We start from the raw sequence: 15,909 nt of genomic DNA, 5'->3' as shown, positions 1-15,909 counted from the left end.
GTTCAATCCCTCAATGATGCCTGGAATCGCTCTTTCAATGCCTCTACACATTTGGCGACGGTAGCGGCAATCTCCTCTTCTTCGAGTGTACGGCTGGTATCCTGGAGGATAAGGCTGATAGCGAGGCTCTTGAAACCTTCCGCTACGCCCTTGCCGCGGTACACGTCAAATAAGTTTACGCCAACTACCTGATTTACGCCAACTTTCTTACACTCGGCTAAAACATCGGCAGCGGGAACGTTTTCTGCCACAACGACGGCGATGTCGCGACGGTTCGCCGGGAAGCGAGAAACTTCACGCGCCTGAGGCACCACGCGGTCTGCAAGCTTGTTCCACTCCAGTTCAAATACCAGAGTGCGACCGTTCAGATCCAGTTTACGTTCCAGCTCGGGATGAACAACCCCAATAAAACCAATACGTTCACCTTTCAGATAAATCGCTGCCGACTGGCCCGGATGAAGCGCATTATTAGCTTCGATACGGAATTCGATGTCGGACAGCTTACCGGTCAGGTCGAGTACAGATTCAAGATCGCCTTTTACATCATAGAAATCGACGGTCTCTTTTGCCAGGTTCCAGTGTTCTTCATAGCGGTTGCCGCAGATAACGCCAGCCAGCATCAGATCCTGACGAATACCCAGCGGAGCCTGGGTATCAGGCACAAAGCGTAAACCGCTCTCAAAGATGCGTACGCGGTTCTGCTGACGATTCTGGTTGTAGACCACCGTTGCTAACAGACCGGTCCACAAGGAGAGGCGCATCGCCGACATTTCGCTGGAGATCGGGCTCGGCAGAATCAGCGCTTCCTCGCCGGCGTGGATCCACTGCTGTACTTTCGGATCGACAAAGCTATAGGTAATCACTTCCTGGTAGCCTTTGTCATTAAGCAACGTTTTCACGCGCTTAAGCGACAGATCCGCTTCGCGGTGGGTGCCCATAATCAGGCCCGCTTGTACCGGTTCATCAGGAATATTGTTATAGCCATAGACGCGGGCAACCTCTTCAACCAGGTCTTCTTCGATCTCCATGTCGAAACGCCAGCTCGGCGCCACGGCATGCCACTCATCCTGTCCTTCGGTAACTTCACAGCCCAGACGACGCAGAATGTCGCTAACCTGCGTATCTTCAATGTGATGGCCAATCAGACGATCCAGTTTGCTGCGGCGCAGACGGATGGTCGCAGGTTTCGGCAGAGTCGCTTCATTGGTAACGTCAATAATCGGGCCCGCTTCACCGCCGCAAATATCCATCAGCAGGCGGGTAGCACGCTCCATTGCCTGATACTGCAACGCGGAGTCCACGCCGCGCTCGTAGCGGTGCGAAGCGTCGGTATGCAGGCCATGGCGGCGGGCGCGGCCGGTAATAGATAGCGGGCTAAAGAACGCGCATTCCAGCAGAACGTTTTGCGTTTCATCGTTTACGCCGGAGTGCTCGCCGCCGAAAATACCGCCCATGGCGAGGGCTTTCTGGTGGTCAGTGATAACCAGAGTATCGCTATCCAGCTTCGCCTCGGAGCCGTCAAGCAGAACCAGCGTTTCACCTTCATGCGCCATACGTACGATGATTCCGCCTTCAATGCGGTCTTTATCGAATGCGTGCATAGGTTGACCGAGCTCAAGCAGAACGTAGTTGGTCACGTCAACCACGGCATCGATGGAGCGAATACCGCAGCGGCGCAGCTTCTCTTTCATCCATAGCGGCGTCGGCGCTTTGACATTGATGCCTTTTACCACACGCCCCAGATAGCGAGGACACGCTTCCGGCGCGTCAACCTGGATTGGCAGAACATCGTCGATGGTGGCGGCAACCGGAGCCATTTCCGGGACATTCAAAGGCGCCTTGTTGAGCACGGCAACATCGCGGGCCACGCCGATAATTCCCAGGCAGTCGGCACGGTTTGGCGTGACGCTGATTTCGATAGTGTTATCGTCAAGCTTCAGGTATTCACGAATATCGGTACCCAGCGGTGCGTCGGCAGGCAGTTCGATAATACCGCTGTGATCGTCGGAAATTCCCAGTTCGGAGAAGGAGCACAGCATGCCTTCCGACGGTTCGCCGCGCAGCTTTGCCGCTTTAATTTTAAAATCGCCCGGCAGAACGGCGCCGATGGTAGCAACAGCAACCTTCAGGCCCTGACGGCAGTTTGGCGCGCCGCAGACGATGTCCAGCAGACGTTCTCCGCCGACGTTAATTTTTGTGACGCGCAGTTTATCGGCATTCGGGTGCTGAGCGCACTCAACCACTTCGCCAACGACAACGCCGTTAAAGCTGCCCGCCACCGGCTCTACGCCGTCAACCTCAAGGCCGGCCATCGTTATCTGATCCGACAGCGCTTCGCTATCGATAGCCGGGTTAACCCACTCGCGTAACCACAGTTCACTGAATTTCATTGTTCTGTCCTGCCCTTATTTAAACTGTTTGAGGAAACGCAGATCGTTTTCGAAGAACGCGCGTAAGTCGGTCACGCCGTAGCGCAGCATGGTCAGACGCTCCATACCCATGCCGAAGGCAAAGCCGGAATAGATTTCCGGATCGATGCCCACGTTACGCAGCACGTTTGGATGCACCATACCGCAGCCGAGCACTTCCAGCCATTTACCGTTTTTACCCATTACGTCAACTTCTGCAGACGGCTCAGTGAACGGGAAATAGGACGGACGAAAACGAATCTGCAGGTCTTCTTCAAAGAAGTTACGCAGGAAATCGTGCAGCGTTCCCTTCAGGTTGGTGAAGCTGATGTTAGTGTCAACGATCAGACCTTCCATCTGATGGAACATCGGGGTATGCGTCTGATCGTAGTCGTTACGATACACGCGGCCGGGGGCAATAATGCGGATTGGCGGCTGCTGATTAGCCATGGTGCGGATCTGTACGCCTGATGTTTGCGTGCGCAGCAGGCGCGTGGCATCAAACCAGAAAGTGTCGTGGTCAGCGCGTGCCGGGTGGTGGCCTGGAATATTCAGCGCATCGAAGTTGTGATAATCATCTTCGATCTCCGGGCCAGTCGCGACGGTAAAACCGAGCTCACCGAAGAAACTTTCAATACGGTCGATGGTACGGGTCACCGGATGCAGGCCACCGTTCTCGATACGACGCCCCGGCAGAGAGACATCAATGGTTTCCGAGGCCAGACGCGCGTTGAGCGCTGCGCTTTCGAGCGCTGACTTGCGCGCGTTAAGCGCCTGCTGGACCTGCTCTTTCGCTTCGTTGATAACCGCACCGGCTGCCGGACGCTCTTCAGCAGGCAGCTCACGCAGGGTCGTCATCTGAAGGGTCAGGAGACCTTTTTTACCCAGGTATTCCACGCGGACGTTGTCCAGCGCAGCAACATCTGATGCCTCGTTAATGGCTGCCTTCGCACTGGCAACCAGCTCTGCGAGATGTGACATGGTTTTCCTCATTATGTCGGTGCAGACACCGGTTATGGTTATTATTTTGCTCTCACTATTTCGAGCCGCAGACGGCGGGCAATCCGCCCGTTGTCAGAATGACCAGGGCCAGCCACTCGTCTGGGGCTTGAAATAGAACAAGCCAGTTCAGATACAAAAAAAGCCTCCACAGTGGGAGGCTTTTTGGCGCTGTTTTCCGTTTCTTCTTTCACGCGCTAGCCTCCTGAGTTTAGGTGCTAAAGTAAAAAAAGAAGCGGAAAATAGCAGCATTCATGCTTGCATTACCTTGTCTGGTAAAAACGTAAGAACGATATTGAAAAGCTTACGCGAATAAAAGTCAATGTATTGATAGTCTTGAAACGAAAAGAGGGAGACAAGCTCCCTCTTTCAACTGGCTTATGCCAGAGCTGCTTTCGCTTTTTCGACCAGCGCGGTGAACGCTAATTTGTCGAATACTGCGATGTCAGCCAGGATCTTACGGTCGATTTCAACAGAGGCTTTTTTCAGGCCGTTGATGAATTTGCTGTAAGAAATACCGTTCTGACGTGCTGCTGCGTTGATACGCGCAATCCACAGTTGACGGAACTGACGCTTTTTCTGACGACGGTCACGATAAGCGTACTGACCAGCTTTGATAACAGCCTGGAAGGCAACGCGGTATACGCGAGAACGCGCACCGTAGTAGCCTTTAGCTTGTTTCAAAATTTTCTTGTGACGTGCACGGGCAACTACACCACGTTTTACGCGAGCCATATGTGCTCTCCTGTATCTATTCTAATTAAAAAGTTAAAAGGGTTAACGACTTATGCGTACGGCAGGCACGCGATGACCAGGCCCAGATCGCCTTTGGAAACCATGGCTTTCGGACGCAGGTGACGTTTACGCTTGGTAGCTTTTTTGGTCAGAATGTGACGCAGGTTAGCGTGCTTGTGCTTAAAACCACCTTTACCGGTTTTTTTGAAGCGCTTAGCAGCACCACGTACGGTCTTAATTTTTGGCATTTTAATAACTTCCACTTCGCATTGTTAATAAACGAAACATAGGCGAACAACGGCTGTGGAACCCGCAGGCTCCACAGACATTGCTACTTGAAGGCCTTACTGTTTCTTCTTAGGAGCGAGCACCATGATCATCTGGCGGCCTTCGATCTTCGTTGGGAAGGATTCGACTACTGCCAGTTCACTCAGATCGTCACGGACGCGGGTAAGCACTTCCATACCGATCTGTTGGTGGGCCATCTCACGGCCGCGAAAACGCAGCGTGATCTTGGCCTTATCGCCATCTTCCAGAAAGCGAATCAGGCTGCGGAGTTTTACCTGATAATCGCCATCGTCGGTGCCAGGACGGAACTTAATTTCCTTAACCTGGATAACTTTTTGCTTTTTCTTCTGTTCCTTAGAAGACTTGCTCTTTTCATAAAGGAACTTGCCGTAGTCCATGATACGACAAACTGGCGGTTCGGCGTTAGGGCTGATTTCAACTAAATCTACTCCAGCTTCTTCAGCTTTTTCGATTGCTTCTCTCAGACTCACAATACCCAAAGCTTCGCCTTCCAGACCAGTTAAGCGAACTTCCAGGGCGCGAATCTCGCCATTAATACGATTCGGACGTGCCGTTTGAACTCGTTTTCCGCCTTTAATACCTTATTCCTCCAGTTGTTTTAGACTGCGGCTGCGAATCTCTTGTTGCAGCTTCTCGATAACTTCATTTACGTCCAGGCTGCCCAAGTCTTTGCCACGACGGGTACGCACGGCGACTTTGCCGGCTTCTACCTCTTTGTCGCCACAGACCAACATGTAAGGGACACGACGTAAAGTGTGCTCGCGGATTTTAAAGCCTATCTTCTCATTTCTCAAGTCTGCTTTTACGCGAATGCCCGCATTTTGTAGTTTACGCGTCAATTCGTTAACGTATTCAGCCTGAGAATCAGTAATATTCATGACCACAACCTGCACCGGCGCAAGCCAGCTCGGGAAGAAGCCCGCAAACTCTTCGGTCAGGATGCCGATGAAGCGCTCCAGCGAACCAAGAATTGCGCGGTGAATCATTACCGGAACCTGTCGTTCGTTATTTTCACCCACATAAGAGGCGCTTAAACGCTGCGGCAGGGAGAAGTCCAGCTGTACAGTACCGCACTGCCATGCACGATCGAGGCAGTCATACAGGGTAAATTCAATTTTCGGACCGTAGAACGCGCCTTCACCCAGCTGATACTCAAACGGGATGTTGTTCTCTTCCAGCGCAACGGCCAGATCCGCTTCAGCACGATCCCAGGTCTCATCGCTACCGATGCGTTTTTCCGGGCGAGTCGACAGTTTGACGACGATTTTCTCGAAGCCAAAGGTGCTGTACATATCGTAGACCATACGAATACAGGCGTTCACTTCATCGCGAACCTGATCTTCAGTACAGAAGATATGGGCGTCGTCCTGAGTAAAGCCACGTACGCGCATCAGGCCATGCAGCGCGCCTGACGGTTCGTTACGATGGCAGCTACCGAATTCAGCCATACGTAACGGCAGATCGCGGTAGGATTTCAGACCCTGGTTGAAGATCTGTACGTGACCCGGGCAGTTCATCGGCTTGATGCAGTATTCACGGTTCTCAGAAGACGTGGTGAACATCGCATCTTTATAGTTGTCCCAGTGGCCGGTTTTTTCCCACAGCACACGGTCCATCATAAACGGACCTTTAACTTCCTGATACTGGTACTCTTTCAGCTTAGAACGCACAAAAGTTTCCAGTTCGCGGAAGATAGTCCAGCCATCGTTATGCCAGAATACCATACCCGGCGCCTCTTCCTGCATATGATACAGGTCGAGCTGCTTGCCGATTTTACGGTGATCGCGCTTAGCGGCTTCTTCCAGACGCTGCAGATAGGCATTTAAGGCTTTTTTATCTGCCCATGCGGTCCCGTAGATGCGCTGCAGCATTTTATTGTTGCTATCGCCGCGCCAGTAGGCGCCAGCGGTCTTCATCAGTTTGAAGTGATGGCAGAAACGCATATTCGGCACATGCGGTCCACGGCACATATCGACATATTCTTCATGATGATACAAACCGGGTTTGTCATCATGAGCAATGTTTTCATCAAGAATGGAGACTTTATAGCTCTCGCCGCGCTTCACGAAGGTTTCACGCGCTTCGTGCCAGCTGACTTTCTTCTTAATGACGTCGTAGTTTTTCTCGGCGAGCTCGTGCATACGCTTTTCGAGCGCGTCGATATCTTCCTGGGTCAGGGTATGGTCCAGATCGACATCATAGTAAAAACCATTGTCGACAACCGGGCCGATCGCCATTTTGGTATTTGGCCACAGCTGTTTAATTGCGTGCCCTAAAAGGTGCGCACAGGAGTGACGAATAATCTCAAGACCATCTTCATCTTTCGCGGTGATGATAGAGAGCGTCGCGTCGTTTTCAATTAAGTCACAGGCGTCGACCAGCTCGCCGTTGACACGACCCGCAATGGTGGCTTTCGCCAGACCGGGGCCAATATCCAAAGCGACGTCCATCGGGCTCACAGCATGATCAAAATGGCGTTGGCTGCCATCAGGAAGCGTAATTACAGGCATTTCATGTCCTTATTTGCAGTGGTGCCCCACACGAAAGAGCACATACAAAACAATATAATCATAATTATCAACATGTTCCGGCTCAGTTCCCGCTTCACTCTGCGAAAATATGCGCACGCTCGTTCACCGACGCGTACCCACCTGCAGCCGCCTGTTGATAACACCGACGGTTAGTTTACACATCATTACTGCGTGATTAAAGTCACATGAGACTAAATGGTTATTGTTGATGGGAAAAAAAAGGGGGGCGCGACTAACGCAGCGTAATTCTTTCGCAACAAGATGCACAACGCAGGACGGGATGACCCATAAAGGATATTTATGATTTCACATAAATAGTGAATGTTTAACCGAAAACGCGCAAAGCAAAACCGGTACAACATTACCCGGTTTGCTGCTTCACGAAATAATTAAAGGGGGATGTTAAATGGTGATGAAATATCAGGACCATTCCCCGGCAACAAGTTTATGAACATCAAAAGCATCGTTCATTGACTGCCCGGTTGATTGTGAACCCGGCGCAATGTTGGAACCCGCTTCGACATCGGTGGCTTTAGCAATGCCAACTTGCGTATGATCGTTATTACCCGGCTGCGGTGCGGGAGCGGCGGCAAATGCGCCAAAAGACAGCGTGCACAGCATCACGGCCGCGAGTGCGATTTTGCTATTTCTCATGATAGTCATTCTCTTATTTGTTTCAGGTAATAGAACGGAATCGTTATCTCCGCCTGTGTTCCACAGTATAGATCCAGATCACATTTTTGTCCGACCCAATATTTATCTTTTCGTGTCAAATTAACTGCATATTTGTCAGCAAAAAGACAATTATGAGGAAATTATGAAGGCCGGTTCTTTTTATAAAAAACAAAACAAGAGACCAAAAATAATAATGCCACTTTATGCCAAATTTAAAACAAACAGGCCGGAATATCCGGCCTGAAAATATTACATTTTATATCCGAGCGATAGCGTTGTACGACGATCGGTGTGTTCCGGTGCCGAGGATGGCGGTTCCGAGTTCCACGTCAGGTTATAGGCCACTTTGAGCGCAAAATGCGCATTGATCGCCACATTCAATGCACTTTCCGAGTTCAGCGTCGTATCTTCAGCGCCGAATACCGAAACGCCCTGGGTAAATCGGGCGTTATCGGTCATCTGCCAGGCATAAGTGCCGGAAGCGTAGCCCAGAGGCTGGGTATCGTTATCTCCATCGGTATACTCGTCGTAACGCACGCCGGGACCGAATTCGAAACGCAGGCTGTGTACCGGACCATTCATGATCTGCCGACCATAACCCGCGGTGAACACATCACGCTGCTGATAGCCATTGTAACGATCGGTCAGCCAGCTGGCCTGGCCAAAGATATAGTTCTGATCGGTCAGGTTATACCGGCTACGTCCACCCAACGCGTACTTTTCCGAAGAGCGCTGATCGTTTGACGATGTATTGCTGGCATTTCCCCACAGCGACCATGCGGTCGTATTGCCATACCAGGTCAACGTGGAGTCTGCGGTCATTGAGGAACTTTTCGTATTGCCGGACTGCGCCAGATAGCCGGCGTTAACAGTTCCTTCGAAAGGTTTTTTGGCAGAAGAAGGGTCATCCATGACAGTAAAAACGGAATCATCGGCCATTGCGTATGCAGACGCAAAGAGCCCCCCCGCCAGCATTGCCGCTGCGGGTACTGTCTTCAAAAGCTTCATTTAATTTTAAGTCCGTACAACCTATAAGGAGACCAGGAGGGTCCCGGAAACTTTCGCGAGGATCGCAGATTGCCGCTCCAGGAAAGGGAGTAAATTATAAAAAAGCACGATTAACTTAGCAATCAATTACTCTTTCGTTTTTTGTATAAGACCCTTCTTAAAACAATTTTTATTTCATAAAGATAAAAGCCAGGCCCGGCGAAAATCACTTGCGGCTTTCCCTCACCTCCTTTAAGTGCCATGCTTAAAATCAGAGCAGCTAAATTCGTATTATGGAGGAAACCGGATGACCAAAATCTATACGCTCACGTTAGCCCCCTCGCTCGACAGCGCCACGCAAACCCCGCAAATTTACCCGGAAGGCAAGCTGCGCTGTAGCGCCCCCGTATTTGAACCCGGAGGCGGCGGTATTAACGTGGCGCGAGCCATCACGTTTCTTGGCGGCAGCGCCACCGCTATCTTTCCCGTCGGCGGCGCAACGGGTGAACATCTGACCGCGCTGCTGACGGATGAGCATGTTCCCGTCGATACGGTAGAAACCCATGACTGGACGCGACAGAATCTTCACGTTCACGTGAACGTCAGCGGCGAACAGTATCGTTTCGTGATGCCGGGCGCGGCGTTAACCAAAGAAGAGCTTCATCTTCTGGAGCAAAAAGTTCTCGCCATTGCTCCAGGCTCGTTGCTGGTGATTAGCGGAAGCCTGCCGCCGGGCATCAGCGTCGAAAACCTGACGCAGCTGGTCAAAAACGCTCAGCAGCATGGCCTGCGCTGTATTGTTGATAGTTCCGGCGATGCGCTTGCCGCCGCGCTTAATGTCGGCAATATCGAGCTGGTTAAGCCGAACCAGAAAGAGCTCAGCGCGCTGGTACAGCGGGACCTGAGCCAACCGGATGATGTGCGTCTTGCCGCGCAGGAGCTTATTCGGTCAGGCAAAGTCCAGCGCGTTGTCGTCTCTTTGGGCGCACAGGGGGCGCTGGGTGTTGATATAAATGGAAGTGTCCAGGTCGTACCGCCGCCGATGAAAAGCCAGAGCACCGTCGGCGCCGGCGATAGCATGGTCGGCGCCATGACGTTAAGGCTGGCGGAAAATGCCTCACTTGAAGATATGGTTCGCTTTGGGGTGGCGGCGGGTAGCGCGGCAACGATAAATCAGGGCACCCGCCTTTGCTCGCTGGAAAATACGCAAAAAATCTACGACTACCTGCGCGGTTGATTACGCCTCACTCCCTCTGTCTTTACAGGGGGAGTCGCCAAATCAACAGGATGGTCTATGCTAAAAAGCCATGGATAACAATGGGGTGAAAAATGAGTAGCGAAATTACTGCCTGGGTGGTCACGGTTCGTTTTCACGAAGAGACGTTAACGGAAATTAATGAGCTTAGTAATCACCTGACTCGCGCCGGATTTACCCTGGTTTTAAACGATGATGAAGGCAACCCCCACGAGTTGGGAACCAACGTTTTTGGTCTGCTTTCCATGCAGAATGCCGAAGAGGTCAAAGCCTTGAGCGCGGGTTTAGCCGAAACTGCGCTGGGAAGAACCGTCGACGTTACCGTTGCCACATTCAGCGAGTGGTTAAAAGCTCAATAAGTGCGATTGACGCGACAGAAAACGTTCAGTTGTGCGTCAGTTCGAATTTTGCGCCTGGGTTATGCGCTAACCTTATGAAAAGTTGGCAAACATGGGGAGAGACGGCATGTGGCAAGCGATCGGCAAATTATTAAGCGATTTGCATACCGAAGCAGCTGAAATCGAACTGCGCAACGAACTACCCGGTGGCGAGATCCACGCGGCCTGGCATTTACGCTTCGGCGGCAGGGATTACTTCGTAAAGTGCGACGAACGTGAGCTTTTACCCATCTTCACGGCCGAGGCAGACCAGCTTGAGCTACTGTCACGCAGCAAAACCGTGAACGTACCGCAGGTTTTTGCCGTAGGCAGCGACCGGGATTACAGCTTTCTGGTGATGGAATACCTCCCTCCTCGCCCGCTGGATGCGCACAGCGCTTTCCTGTTAGGCCAGCAAATCGCCCATTTACACCAATGGAGCGACCAACCGCAGTTTGGTCTGGATTTTGACAACGACCTTTCCACAACGCCTCAGCCGAACGCCTGGCAACGTCGCTGGTCTACGTTCTTCGCCGAACAACGCATAGGCTGGCAGCTGGAGCTGGCCGCCGAGAAAGGTCTGCATTTTGGCGATATCGATAGTCTTGTCGATACCGTCCAGCAGCGGTTGAGCAATCATCAACCGCAGCCGTCGCTGCTCCACGGCGATTTATGGTCCGGTAACTGCGCGCTCGGGCCTGACGGGCCATACATTTTCGACCCGGCCTGCTACTGGGGCGATCGCGAGTGCGATCTGGCGATGCTGCCGCTGCATCCGGAACAGCCGCCGCAAATCTACGATGGCTATCAATCCGTTTCGCCGCTGCCGTCCGGTTTTCTCGAGCGGCAGCCAATTTACCAGCTCTATACGCTGCTGAATCGGGCTATCCTGTTTGGCGGCCAGCACCTGGTGACGGCCCAAAAAGCGCTTGATGACGTCTTAATGGAAAAGGCCCCGTAAGGGGCCTTGTTTCTGCGGGTTAGTTAATTTGAACACCTTTCATGCGGAACTGAATAGTCATGGTAATACCGCTCCCCGGTTTACCCGGCTCATAGCGCCATTTGCGTAAGGCGCTTTTCACTTCACGTTCAAACATATTGGCTGGCTGGGCCGAAAGGATCTGCACGTTATCCACGCGCCCATCCGCTGTCACGTCAAACTTAACCCGTACGCTTCCTTCAATCCGCAGCGCCTGGGCACGTGCCGGATAGGTCGGCTCTCCGCGGCTTAACGCCCGCGGTCCCGAAGGCGCCGTGACGGTTGGTTTAGCGGTAGCGGTTGAAGTGCTCGGCGCGGTACGCGCTGGCGCCGTATTTGCATTTTCAAACGGCGAGGCCGGGCGCGTCTCCGCCGGTTTTACATCCCGCTTCGGTTGCTCAACTTTTTTTTCCGGCTTTGGTTTAGGCTTTGGCTTCGGTTTAGGCTTCGGTTTATGGATAACCACCGGCGCCTCTTTTGGCGGTTCCGGAAGCGCTTCCGGCTCAGGCTCGGGTTCCGGTTCAACAACGGGTTCTACGACCGGCTGCGCCGCCTGAGGCGGTTCCAGATCTGCCGGGGCTACCATAGTGATCTCAATGGGTTGCGATGGCGAAGGCCGTTCAATAACCTGATGTACCGAAGTATAGAGCAACGCCGCGACAACACCGCCGTGGATAACCACGGACAGTAGCGTAGGCCACGGAAAGCGGCGAGGTAAATCAAAGGTCATTGCGCTCATAGTCGTTTCTGTTGAAAAATGATGTCCCGATTTTAAATGCAAATAGCAATCATATTCAACTAAGGTTGTTGGCTTGTATCAAAATTTGCCCTGTTTTCTGACAAAAAGCCTCCGGAGCATGGCATTCTGAGGATCGTCAGCATCTTTGCATTGCAGTCAACGACGGTTTCACTTAACGTGATTCGCCAATTTATTGATAAGGAGCCATGCCGTGCTTTACGTTATCTACGCTGAAGATATCGCCGACTCTCTGGAAAAACGGACGTCGGTACGTCCCGCCCACCTGGCGCGTTTGCAATTATTACATGATGAAGGTCGTTTACTGACCGCAGGCCCAATGCCTGCCGTAGACAGTAATGAACCCGGCGCGGCGGGCTTTACCGGCTCAACGGTCATTGCGGAATTTGAATCACTGGAAGCGGCGCAATCATGGGCCAATGACGATCCCTATATTGCCGCAGGGGTTTATCAGAAAGTGTCGGTCAAACCGTATAAGAAAGTCTTTTAGAATCTAAAATTTTTAGGCAATAAGAGTGCGTTAAAAGTTTTATCTATGGCGATCGTTCATGAGAGGACGCTTCCGTGTCCGCGAGTACGCAATGGTCGCCATCCTTATTTCCCTTCACCTTCTCGATTCCAGCAGTCGCTGTAAGCAACGTCATGATGATAACCGTTGCCGGCGGCGCATCAGCACCGCCGACTTGCTGTTGTTGATTAGCTATTGGAGTGCAGCGTGCCTTTGAGACCATGTGGTTCCGAGCGAAGATATTGTGGCGGAACGCTCACATGGGCTCCCAGAGCGGCAGCTGCCTGCCAGGGCCAGTGCGGATTGTAGAGCGCCGCGCGGGCAATGGCGATGAGATCGGCGTCGCCATGGCTTAACGCATCTTCCGCCTGCTGGGGTTCCGTCACTAAGCCCACCCCAATCACCGGGATATTCACCCTCTCCCGGATTTCACGGGCAAACGGCAGCTGATAGCCCGGGCCAACCTGAATCGCCTGATGAGGCGACAATCCACCGCTGGAAACATGAATATAGTCGCAGCCGAGAGCCTCAAGCTTCTGGCTGAAGAGAATTGATTGTGCATTATCCCAGCCGCCATCAACCCAATCGGTCGCAGAAAGTCGCACTCCCACCGCGATGTCCTGACCGACAGCCTCGCGAATGGCCTGAAAGACTTCGAGCGGGAAACGCAAGCGGTTCTCCAGAGACCCGCCATACTCGTCGGTGCGCTGGTTACTGAGCGGAGAAAGGAACTGATGAAGCAGGTAACCATGAGCAGCATGCATTTCAATCAACTCGATACCCATCCGCTCAGCGCGTCTGGCGCTGTCTGCGAATGCCTGCTTGATGCGTTTCATCTGGTCCTGAGTAAGCTCAACCGGAGGACGATCGCCCTCGCCATAGGCCAGCGCTGATGGCGCAACCGCGTCCCATCCGCCAGCATCATGTGCCAGCTGTTGTCCCCCCAGCCAGGGGGCTGCGGAAGATGCTTTTCTCCCGGCATGGCCCAGTTGGATGCCGATGGGGATTGAAGAGTACTGGCGTATATCTTTCAGTACGGTGTGTAATGCGGCTTCCGTTTCGTCATCCCATAAGCCTATATCAGCCGGGGTGATTCGCCCTGCTGGCTCGACAGCGCTGGCTTCGATAATCAGTAAACCTGCGCCGGAAAAAGCCAGTTGTCCAAGATGGATACGATGCCATGCCGTCGCCTTTCCATTGTCGGCGGAATACTGACACATTGGAGCAATGACAATGCGATTCTCAAGTTCCAGCTTACCGATTCGCAGCGGACTAAAAAGTTGACTCATAGATACCTCTCAATAATAGAAGCCTTACGGACATTATAAGTAGCATGTGTTGATGCATGGTACTTCCCGTTTTTTGCGTTTATACGCGTTGAGCCAGCCTTATGAGCCGGGAAAAGGTGTTGTGGCGATGAGCCTTCCTGTCAGCATTCGGCTAATGCAAACAATAACGCAGGATCCGTTGCGAAAAAGGGTTTCGCTGGCTAAAGAAAGAGGGTGTCAATATAAGAGTATGCTCACAACGAAACGCGGATAAAACAGAGGCACCGCGAACGGTGCCTTTTGTTTCGACTCTCAAAACTCAGAGAAGGTGAACAGCAGAGAGTGACGTTGCCGTTTAACCAGCTCCTTTCTGATGGAGAGGATGCGCATATTGCGACGCGATTGGCCTTCCAGCCAGCGTGCTTTACGGCGACTCACCTGTCTAAGCATGCGCCAGCGCCCTACTTCCGTTCTACTACGCTTCATTGCAACTACTCTACGAGTGAAAACAGCCTGCATTATAGACCGATGAATCGGGCTAACCAACGCTTTCGCTGCGTTTTTATTTGCCAGATGGATGTTGATGCGTAAACTCATGTCATCAAGTCATTCAAAAGGATTTTTCATCTATGACAACCTTTTACACGGTGGTGAACTGGCTAGTTATACTCGGTTACTGGCTACTTATCGCCGGTGTAACATTACGGATATTAATGAAAAGACGCGCGGTACCGTCAGCGATGGCGTGGCTGCTGATCATTTATATCCTTCCGCTGGTAGGGATTATCGCCTATCTCTCGTTTGGCGAACTGCATCTGGGTAAACGTCGCGCCGAGCGCGCGCGGGCCATGTGGCCATCGACGGCTAAGTGGTTGAAGGATCTTAAGGCCTGCAAGCATATCTTTGCCGAGGATAATAGCCCGGTCGCGGAATCCTTGTTCAAGCTCTGCGAACGTCGTCAGGGAATTGGTGGCGTTAAAGGCAACCAGCTACAGCTGCTTACCGAATCCGATGACGTCATGCAGGCGCTGATTCGCGATATTCAGCTCGCTCGTCATAATATCGAGATGGTGTTCTATATCTGGCAGCCCGGCGGCATGGCCGATAAAGTCGCAGAGTCATTAATGGCGGCAGCGCGGCGCGGCGTGCACTGCCGGCTGATGCTGGACTCCGCGGGGAGCGTGGCTTTCTTCCGCAGCCCCTGGGCCGCCATGATGCGTAATGCCGGAATTGAAGTCGTCGAAGCGCTGAAGGTTAACCTGATGCGCGTCTTTCTGCGCCGTATGGACCTGCGTCAGCACCGCAAAATGGTCATGATCGATAACTATATTGCCTATACCGGCAGTATGAATCTGGTCGATCCGCGTTTCTTTAAGCAGGACTCCGGCGTAGGCCAGTGGATCGATCTGATGGCACGAATGGAAGGCCCGGTCGCGACAGCCATGGGCATTGTCTACTCCTGCGACTGGGAGATTGAAACCGGAAAACGTATTTTGCCTCCGCCGCCGGACGCGAACATTATGCCGTTTGAAGAGGCCAGCGGGCATACGATTCATACCATTGCCTCGGGCCCGGGATTCCCGGAAGACCTGATCCATCAGGCTCTGCTGACTGCCGCTTATGCAGCCAAAGAGCATTTGATCATGACGACACCTTATTTTGTGCCCAGCGACGATCTACTGCACGCCATCTGCACTGCCGCCCAGCGCGGCGTTGACGTCAGCATTATTTTGCCGCGCAAGAACGACTCGCTGCTGGTCGGCTGGGCCAGCCGCGCTTTCTTTACCGAGCTGCTGGCTGCCGGGGTGAAAATCTATCAGTTTGAAGGCGGTCTGCTGCATACCAAGAGCGTGCTGGTTGATGGCGAACTTAGCCTCGTGGGTACCGTTAACCTCGATATGCGTAGCCTGTGGCTTAACTTCGAGATCACGCTGGTGATTGACGATGCCGGTTTCGGCAGCGATCTGGCCGCGGTGCAGGATGATTATATTTCCCGCTCGCGCCTGCTGGACGCCAGGCTGTGGTTAAAACGTCCGCTGTGGCAACGGATCGCCGAGCGACTGTTTTACTTCTTCAGTCCGTTGCTGTAAAACGTGCCAATCAGATGTTTAATGGGTAGCA

General features: G+C 52.6%; 18 protein-coding genes and 1 other annotated feature. Of the genes, 5 read left to right on the top strand and 13 right to left on the bottom strand.

Going from position 1 to position 15,909, the window contains the following annotated elements; genetic code table 11:
• Positions 1-2: 2 nt before the first annotated feature.
• The 10 genes from pheT to ABLV11_RS23015 all read right to left on the bottom strand — a co-directional run bounded on the left by pheT (position 3) and on the right by ABLV11_RS23015 (position 8,665).
• Positions 3-2,390, bottom strand: coding sequence for a phenylalanine--tRNA ligase subunit beta (gene pheT, locus ABLV11_RS23060; protein WP_224329717.1), 2,388 nt, complete (start codon positions 2,388-2,390; stop codon positions 3-5).
• A 15-nt stretch (positions 2,391-2,405) separates the two neighbouring features.
• Positions 2,406-3,389 (bottom strand): phenylalanine--tRNA ligase subunit alpha, encoded by a 984-nt coding sequence (gene pheS, locus ABLV11_RS23055; protein WP_004102962.1) that lies wholly within the window; start codon positions 3,387-3,389, stop codon positions 2,406-2,408.
• A gap of 41 nt (positions 3,390-3,430) precedes the next feature.
• Positions 3,431-3,601, bottom strand: a complete 171-nt coding sequence (locus tag ABLV11_RS23050; protein WP_153675267.1) for a hypothetical protein — start codon at positions 3,599-3,601, stop codon at positions 3,431-3,433.
• Positions 3,543-3,668 (bottom strand) — a sequence feature (Phe leader region). (Overlaps the previous gene by 59 nt.)
• A complete protein-coding gene (pheM, locus tag ABLV11_RS23045) occupies positions 3,619-3,663 on the bottom strand; it encodes a pheST operon leader peptide PheM (protein ID WP_001386830.1) in 45 nt (14 codons plus the stop codon). (Overlaps the previous feature by 45 nt.)
• Before the next feature lie 117 nt (positions 3,669-3,785).
• Positions 3,786-4,142, bottom strand: a complete 357-nt coding sequence (gene rplT, locus ABLV11_RS23040; RefSeq protein WP_004102963.1) for a 50S ribosomal protein L20 — start codon at positions 4,140-4,142, stop codon at positions 3,786-3,788.
• 50 nt (positions 4,143-4,192) lie between these two features.
• Positions 4,193-4,390 carry a 50S ribosomal protein L35 gene (rpmI, locus tag ABLV11_RS23035; protein ID WP_001124225.1) on the bottom strand — a complete coding sequence of 66 codons (198 nt, stop codon included), beginning with the start codon at positions 4,388-4,390 and terminating at the stop codon, positions 4,193-4,195.
• Between the two features lie 96 nt (positions 4,391-4,486).
• Positions 4,487-5,029, bottom strand: a complete 543-nt coding sequence (gene infC / locus ABLV11_RS23030) for a translation initiation factor IF-3 (RefSeq protein ID WP_052746887.1) — start codon at positions 5,027-5,029, stop codon at positions 4,487-4,489.
• 3 nt (positions 5,030-5,032) lie between these two features.
• Positions 5,033-6,961, bottom strand: coding sequence for a threonine--tRNA ligase (gene thrS / locus ABLV11_RS23025; RefSeq protein WP_004102966.1), 1,929 nt, complete (start codon positions 6,959-6,961; stop codon positions 5,033-5,035).
• Positions 6,962-7,402: 441 nt separating this feature from the next.
• Positions 7,403-7,636, bottom strand: a complete 234-nt coding sequence (locus tag ABLV11_RS23020) for a hypothetical protein (RefSeq protein ID WP_004103077.1) — start codon at positions 7,634-7,636, stop codon at positions 7,403-7,405.
• 270 nt (positions 7,637-7,906) lie between these two features.
• Complete coding sequence (locus ABLV11_RS23015) at positions 7,907-8,665, bottom strand: YdiY family protein (RefSeq protein ID WP_024274361.1); 759 nt, start codon at positions 8,663-8,665, stop codon at positions 7,907-7,909.
• A gap of 286 nt (positions 8,666-8,951) precedes the next feature.
• Between ABLV11_RS23015 and pfkB the strand changes: the two genes are divergently transcribed.
• From pfkB to ABLV11_RS23000, 3 genes are all read left to right on the top strand, one after another.
• Entirely contained in the window at positions 8,952-9,881 is a 930-nt protein-coding gene (gene pfkB / locus ABLV11_RS23010) for a 6-phosphofructokinase II (protein ID WP_126489245.1), read from the top strand.
• 92 nt (positions 9,882-9,973) lie between these two features.
• A complete protein-coding gene (gene ghoS, locus ABLV11_RS23005; protein ID WP_004103083.1) occupies positions 9,974-10,258 on the top strand; it encodes a type V toxin-antitoxin system endoribonuclease antitoxin GhoS in 285 nt (94 codons plus the stop codon).
• A 106-nt stretch (positions 10,259-10,364) separates the two neighbouring features.
• On the top strand, positions 10,365-11,237 hold the full coding sequence (locus tag ABLV11_RS23000; RefSeq protein ID WP_004103085.1) for a fructosamine kinase family protein: 873 nt from the start codon (positions 10,365-10,367) through the stop codon (positions 11,235-11,237).
• A 19-nt stretch (positions 11,238-11,256) separates the two neighbouring features.
• On the opposite strand, the gene tonB is transcribed toward ABLV11_RS23000, so the two are convergent.
• Entirely contained in the window at positions 11,257-11,994 is a 738-nt protein-coding gene (gene tonB / locus ABLV11_RS22995; protein WP_126489246.1) for a TonB system transport protein TonB, read from the bottom strand.
• Positions 11,995-12,205: 211 nt separating this feature from the next.
• Here tonB and ABLV11_RS22990 point away from each other — a divergent pair, with 211 nt between their 5' ends.
• The gene (locus ABLV11_RS22990) at positions 12,206-12,502 is read left to right on the top strand and encodes a YciI family protein (RefSeq protein ID WP_004103089.1); all 297 of its coding nucleotides are present in this window, start codon (positions 12,206-12,208) and stop codon (positions 12,500-12,502) included.
• Positions 12,503-12,708: 206 nt separating this feature from the next.
• Here the strand turns inward: ABLV11_RS22990 and ABLV11_RS22985 are convergent, their stop codons facing one another.
• Positions 12,709-13,809 (bottom strand): NADH:flavin oxidoreductase/NADH oxidase, encoded by a 1,101-nt coding sequence (locus tag ABLV11_RS22985; RefSeq protein WP_105890407.1) that lies wholly within the window; start codon positions 13,807-13,809, stop codon positions 12,709-12,711.
• A 291-nt stretch (positions 13,810-14,100) separates the two neighbouring features.
• Positions 14,101-14,274, bottom strand: coding sequence for a YciY family protein (locus tag ABLV11_RS22980; protein ID WP_004103093.1), 174 nt, complete (start codon positions 14,272-14,274; stop codon positions 14,101-14,103).
• A gap of 143 nt (positions 14,275-14,417) precedes the next feature.
• On the opposite strand from ABLV11_RS22980, the gene cls reads away from it, so the two are divergent.
• Positions 14,418-15,878 carry a cardiolipin synthase gene (cls, locus tag ABLV11_RS22975; protein ID WP_004103095.1) on the top strand — a complete coding sequence of 487 codons (1,461 nt, stop codon included), beginning with the start codon at positions 14,418-14,420 and terminating at the stop codon, positions 15,876-15,878.
• Positions 15,879-15,909 lie beyond the last annotated feature (31 nt).

It is taken from the genome of Klebsiella sp. GW_Kp181, from assembly GCF_040062315.1.
Taxonomy (GTDB): Bacteria; Pseudomonadota; Gammaproteobacteria; order Enterobacterales; family Enterobacteriaceae; genus Klebsiella; species Klebsiella oxytoca.
The sequence above is the reverse complement of the archived record's forward strand: the minus strand, read 5'-3'. Positions and strand labels throughout refer to the sequence as shown.

What these genes read in the sequence shown, in the direction of transcription:
- thrS (WP_004102966.1), bottom strand. Translation starts at nt 6,961, where the DNA reads ATGCCTGTAATTACGCTTCCTGATGGCAGCCAACGCCATTTTGATCAT.
- pheT (WP_224329717.1), bottom strand. Translation starts at nt 2,390, where the DNA reads ATGAAATTCAGTGAACTGTGGTTACGCGAGTGGGTTAACCCGGCTATC.
- ghoS (WP_004103083.1), top strand. Translation starts at nt 9,974, where the DNA reads ATGAGTAGCGAAATTACTGCCTGGGTGGTCACGGTTCGTTTTCACGAA.
- ABLV11_RS22980 (WP_004103093.1), bottom strand. Translation starts at nt 14,274, where the DNA reads ATGAAGCGTAGTAGAACGGAAGTAGGGCGCTGGCGCATGCTTAGACAG.
- ABLV11_RS23020 (WP_004103077.1), bottom strand. Translation starts at nt 7,636, where the DNA reads ATGAGAAATAGCAAAATCGCACTCGCGGCCGTGATGCTGTGCACGCTG.
- rpmI (WP_001124225.1), bottom strand. Translation starts at nt 4,390, where the DNA reads ATGCCAAAAATTAAGACCGTACGTGGTGCTGCTAAGCGCTTCAAAAAA.
- rplT (WP_004102963.1), bottom strand. Translation starts at nt 4,142, where the DNA reads ATGGCTCGCGTAAAACGTGGTGTAGTTGCCCGTGCACGTCACAAGAAA.
- ABLV11_RS22985 (WP_105890407.1), bottom strand. Translation starts at nt 13,809, where the DNA reads ATGAGTCAACTTTTTAGTCCGCTGCGAATCGGTAAGCTGGAACTTGAG.
- tonB (WP_126489246.1), bottom strand. Translation starts at nt 11,994, where the DNA reads ATGAGCGCAATGACCTTTGATTTACCTCGCCGCTTTCCGTGGCCTACG.
- ABLV11_RS23000 (WP_004103085.1), top strand. Translation starts at nt 10,365, where the DNA reads ATGTGGCAAGCGATCGGCAAATTATTAAGCGATTTGCATACCGAAGCA.
- cls (WP_004103095.1), top strand. Translation starts at nt 14,418, where the DNA reads ATGACAACCTTTTACACGGTGGTGAACTGGCTAGTTATACTCGGTTAC.
- pheS (WP_004102962.1), bottom strand. Translation starts at nt 3,389, where the DNA reads ATGTCACATCTCGCAGAGCTGGTTGCCAGTGCGAAGGCAGCCATTAAC.
- ABLV11_RS23015 (WP_024274361.1), bottom strand. Translation starts at nt 8,665, where the DNA reads ATGAAGCTTTTGAAGACAGTACCCGCAGCGGCAATGCTGGCGGGGGGG.
- pfkB (WP_126489245.1), top strand. Translation starts at nt 8,952, where the DNA reads ATGACCAAAATCTATACGCTCACGTTAGCCCCCTCGCTCGACAGCGCC.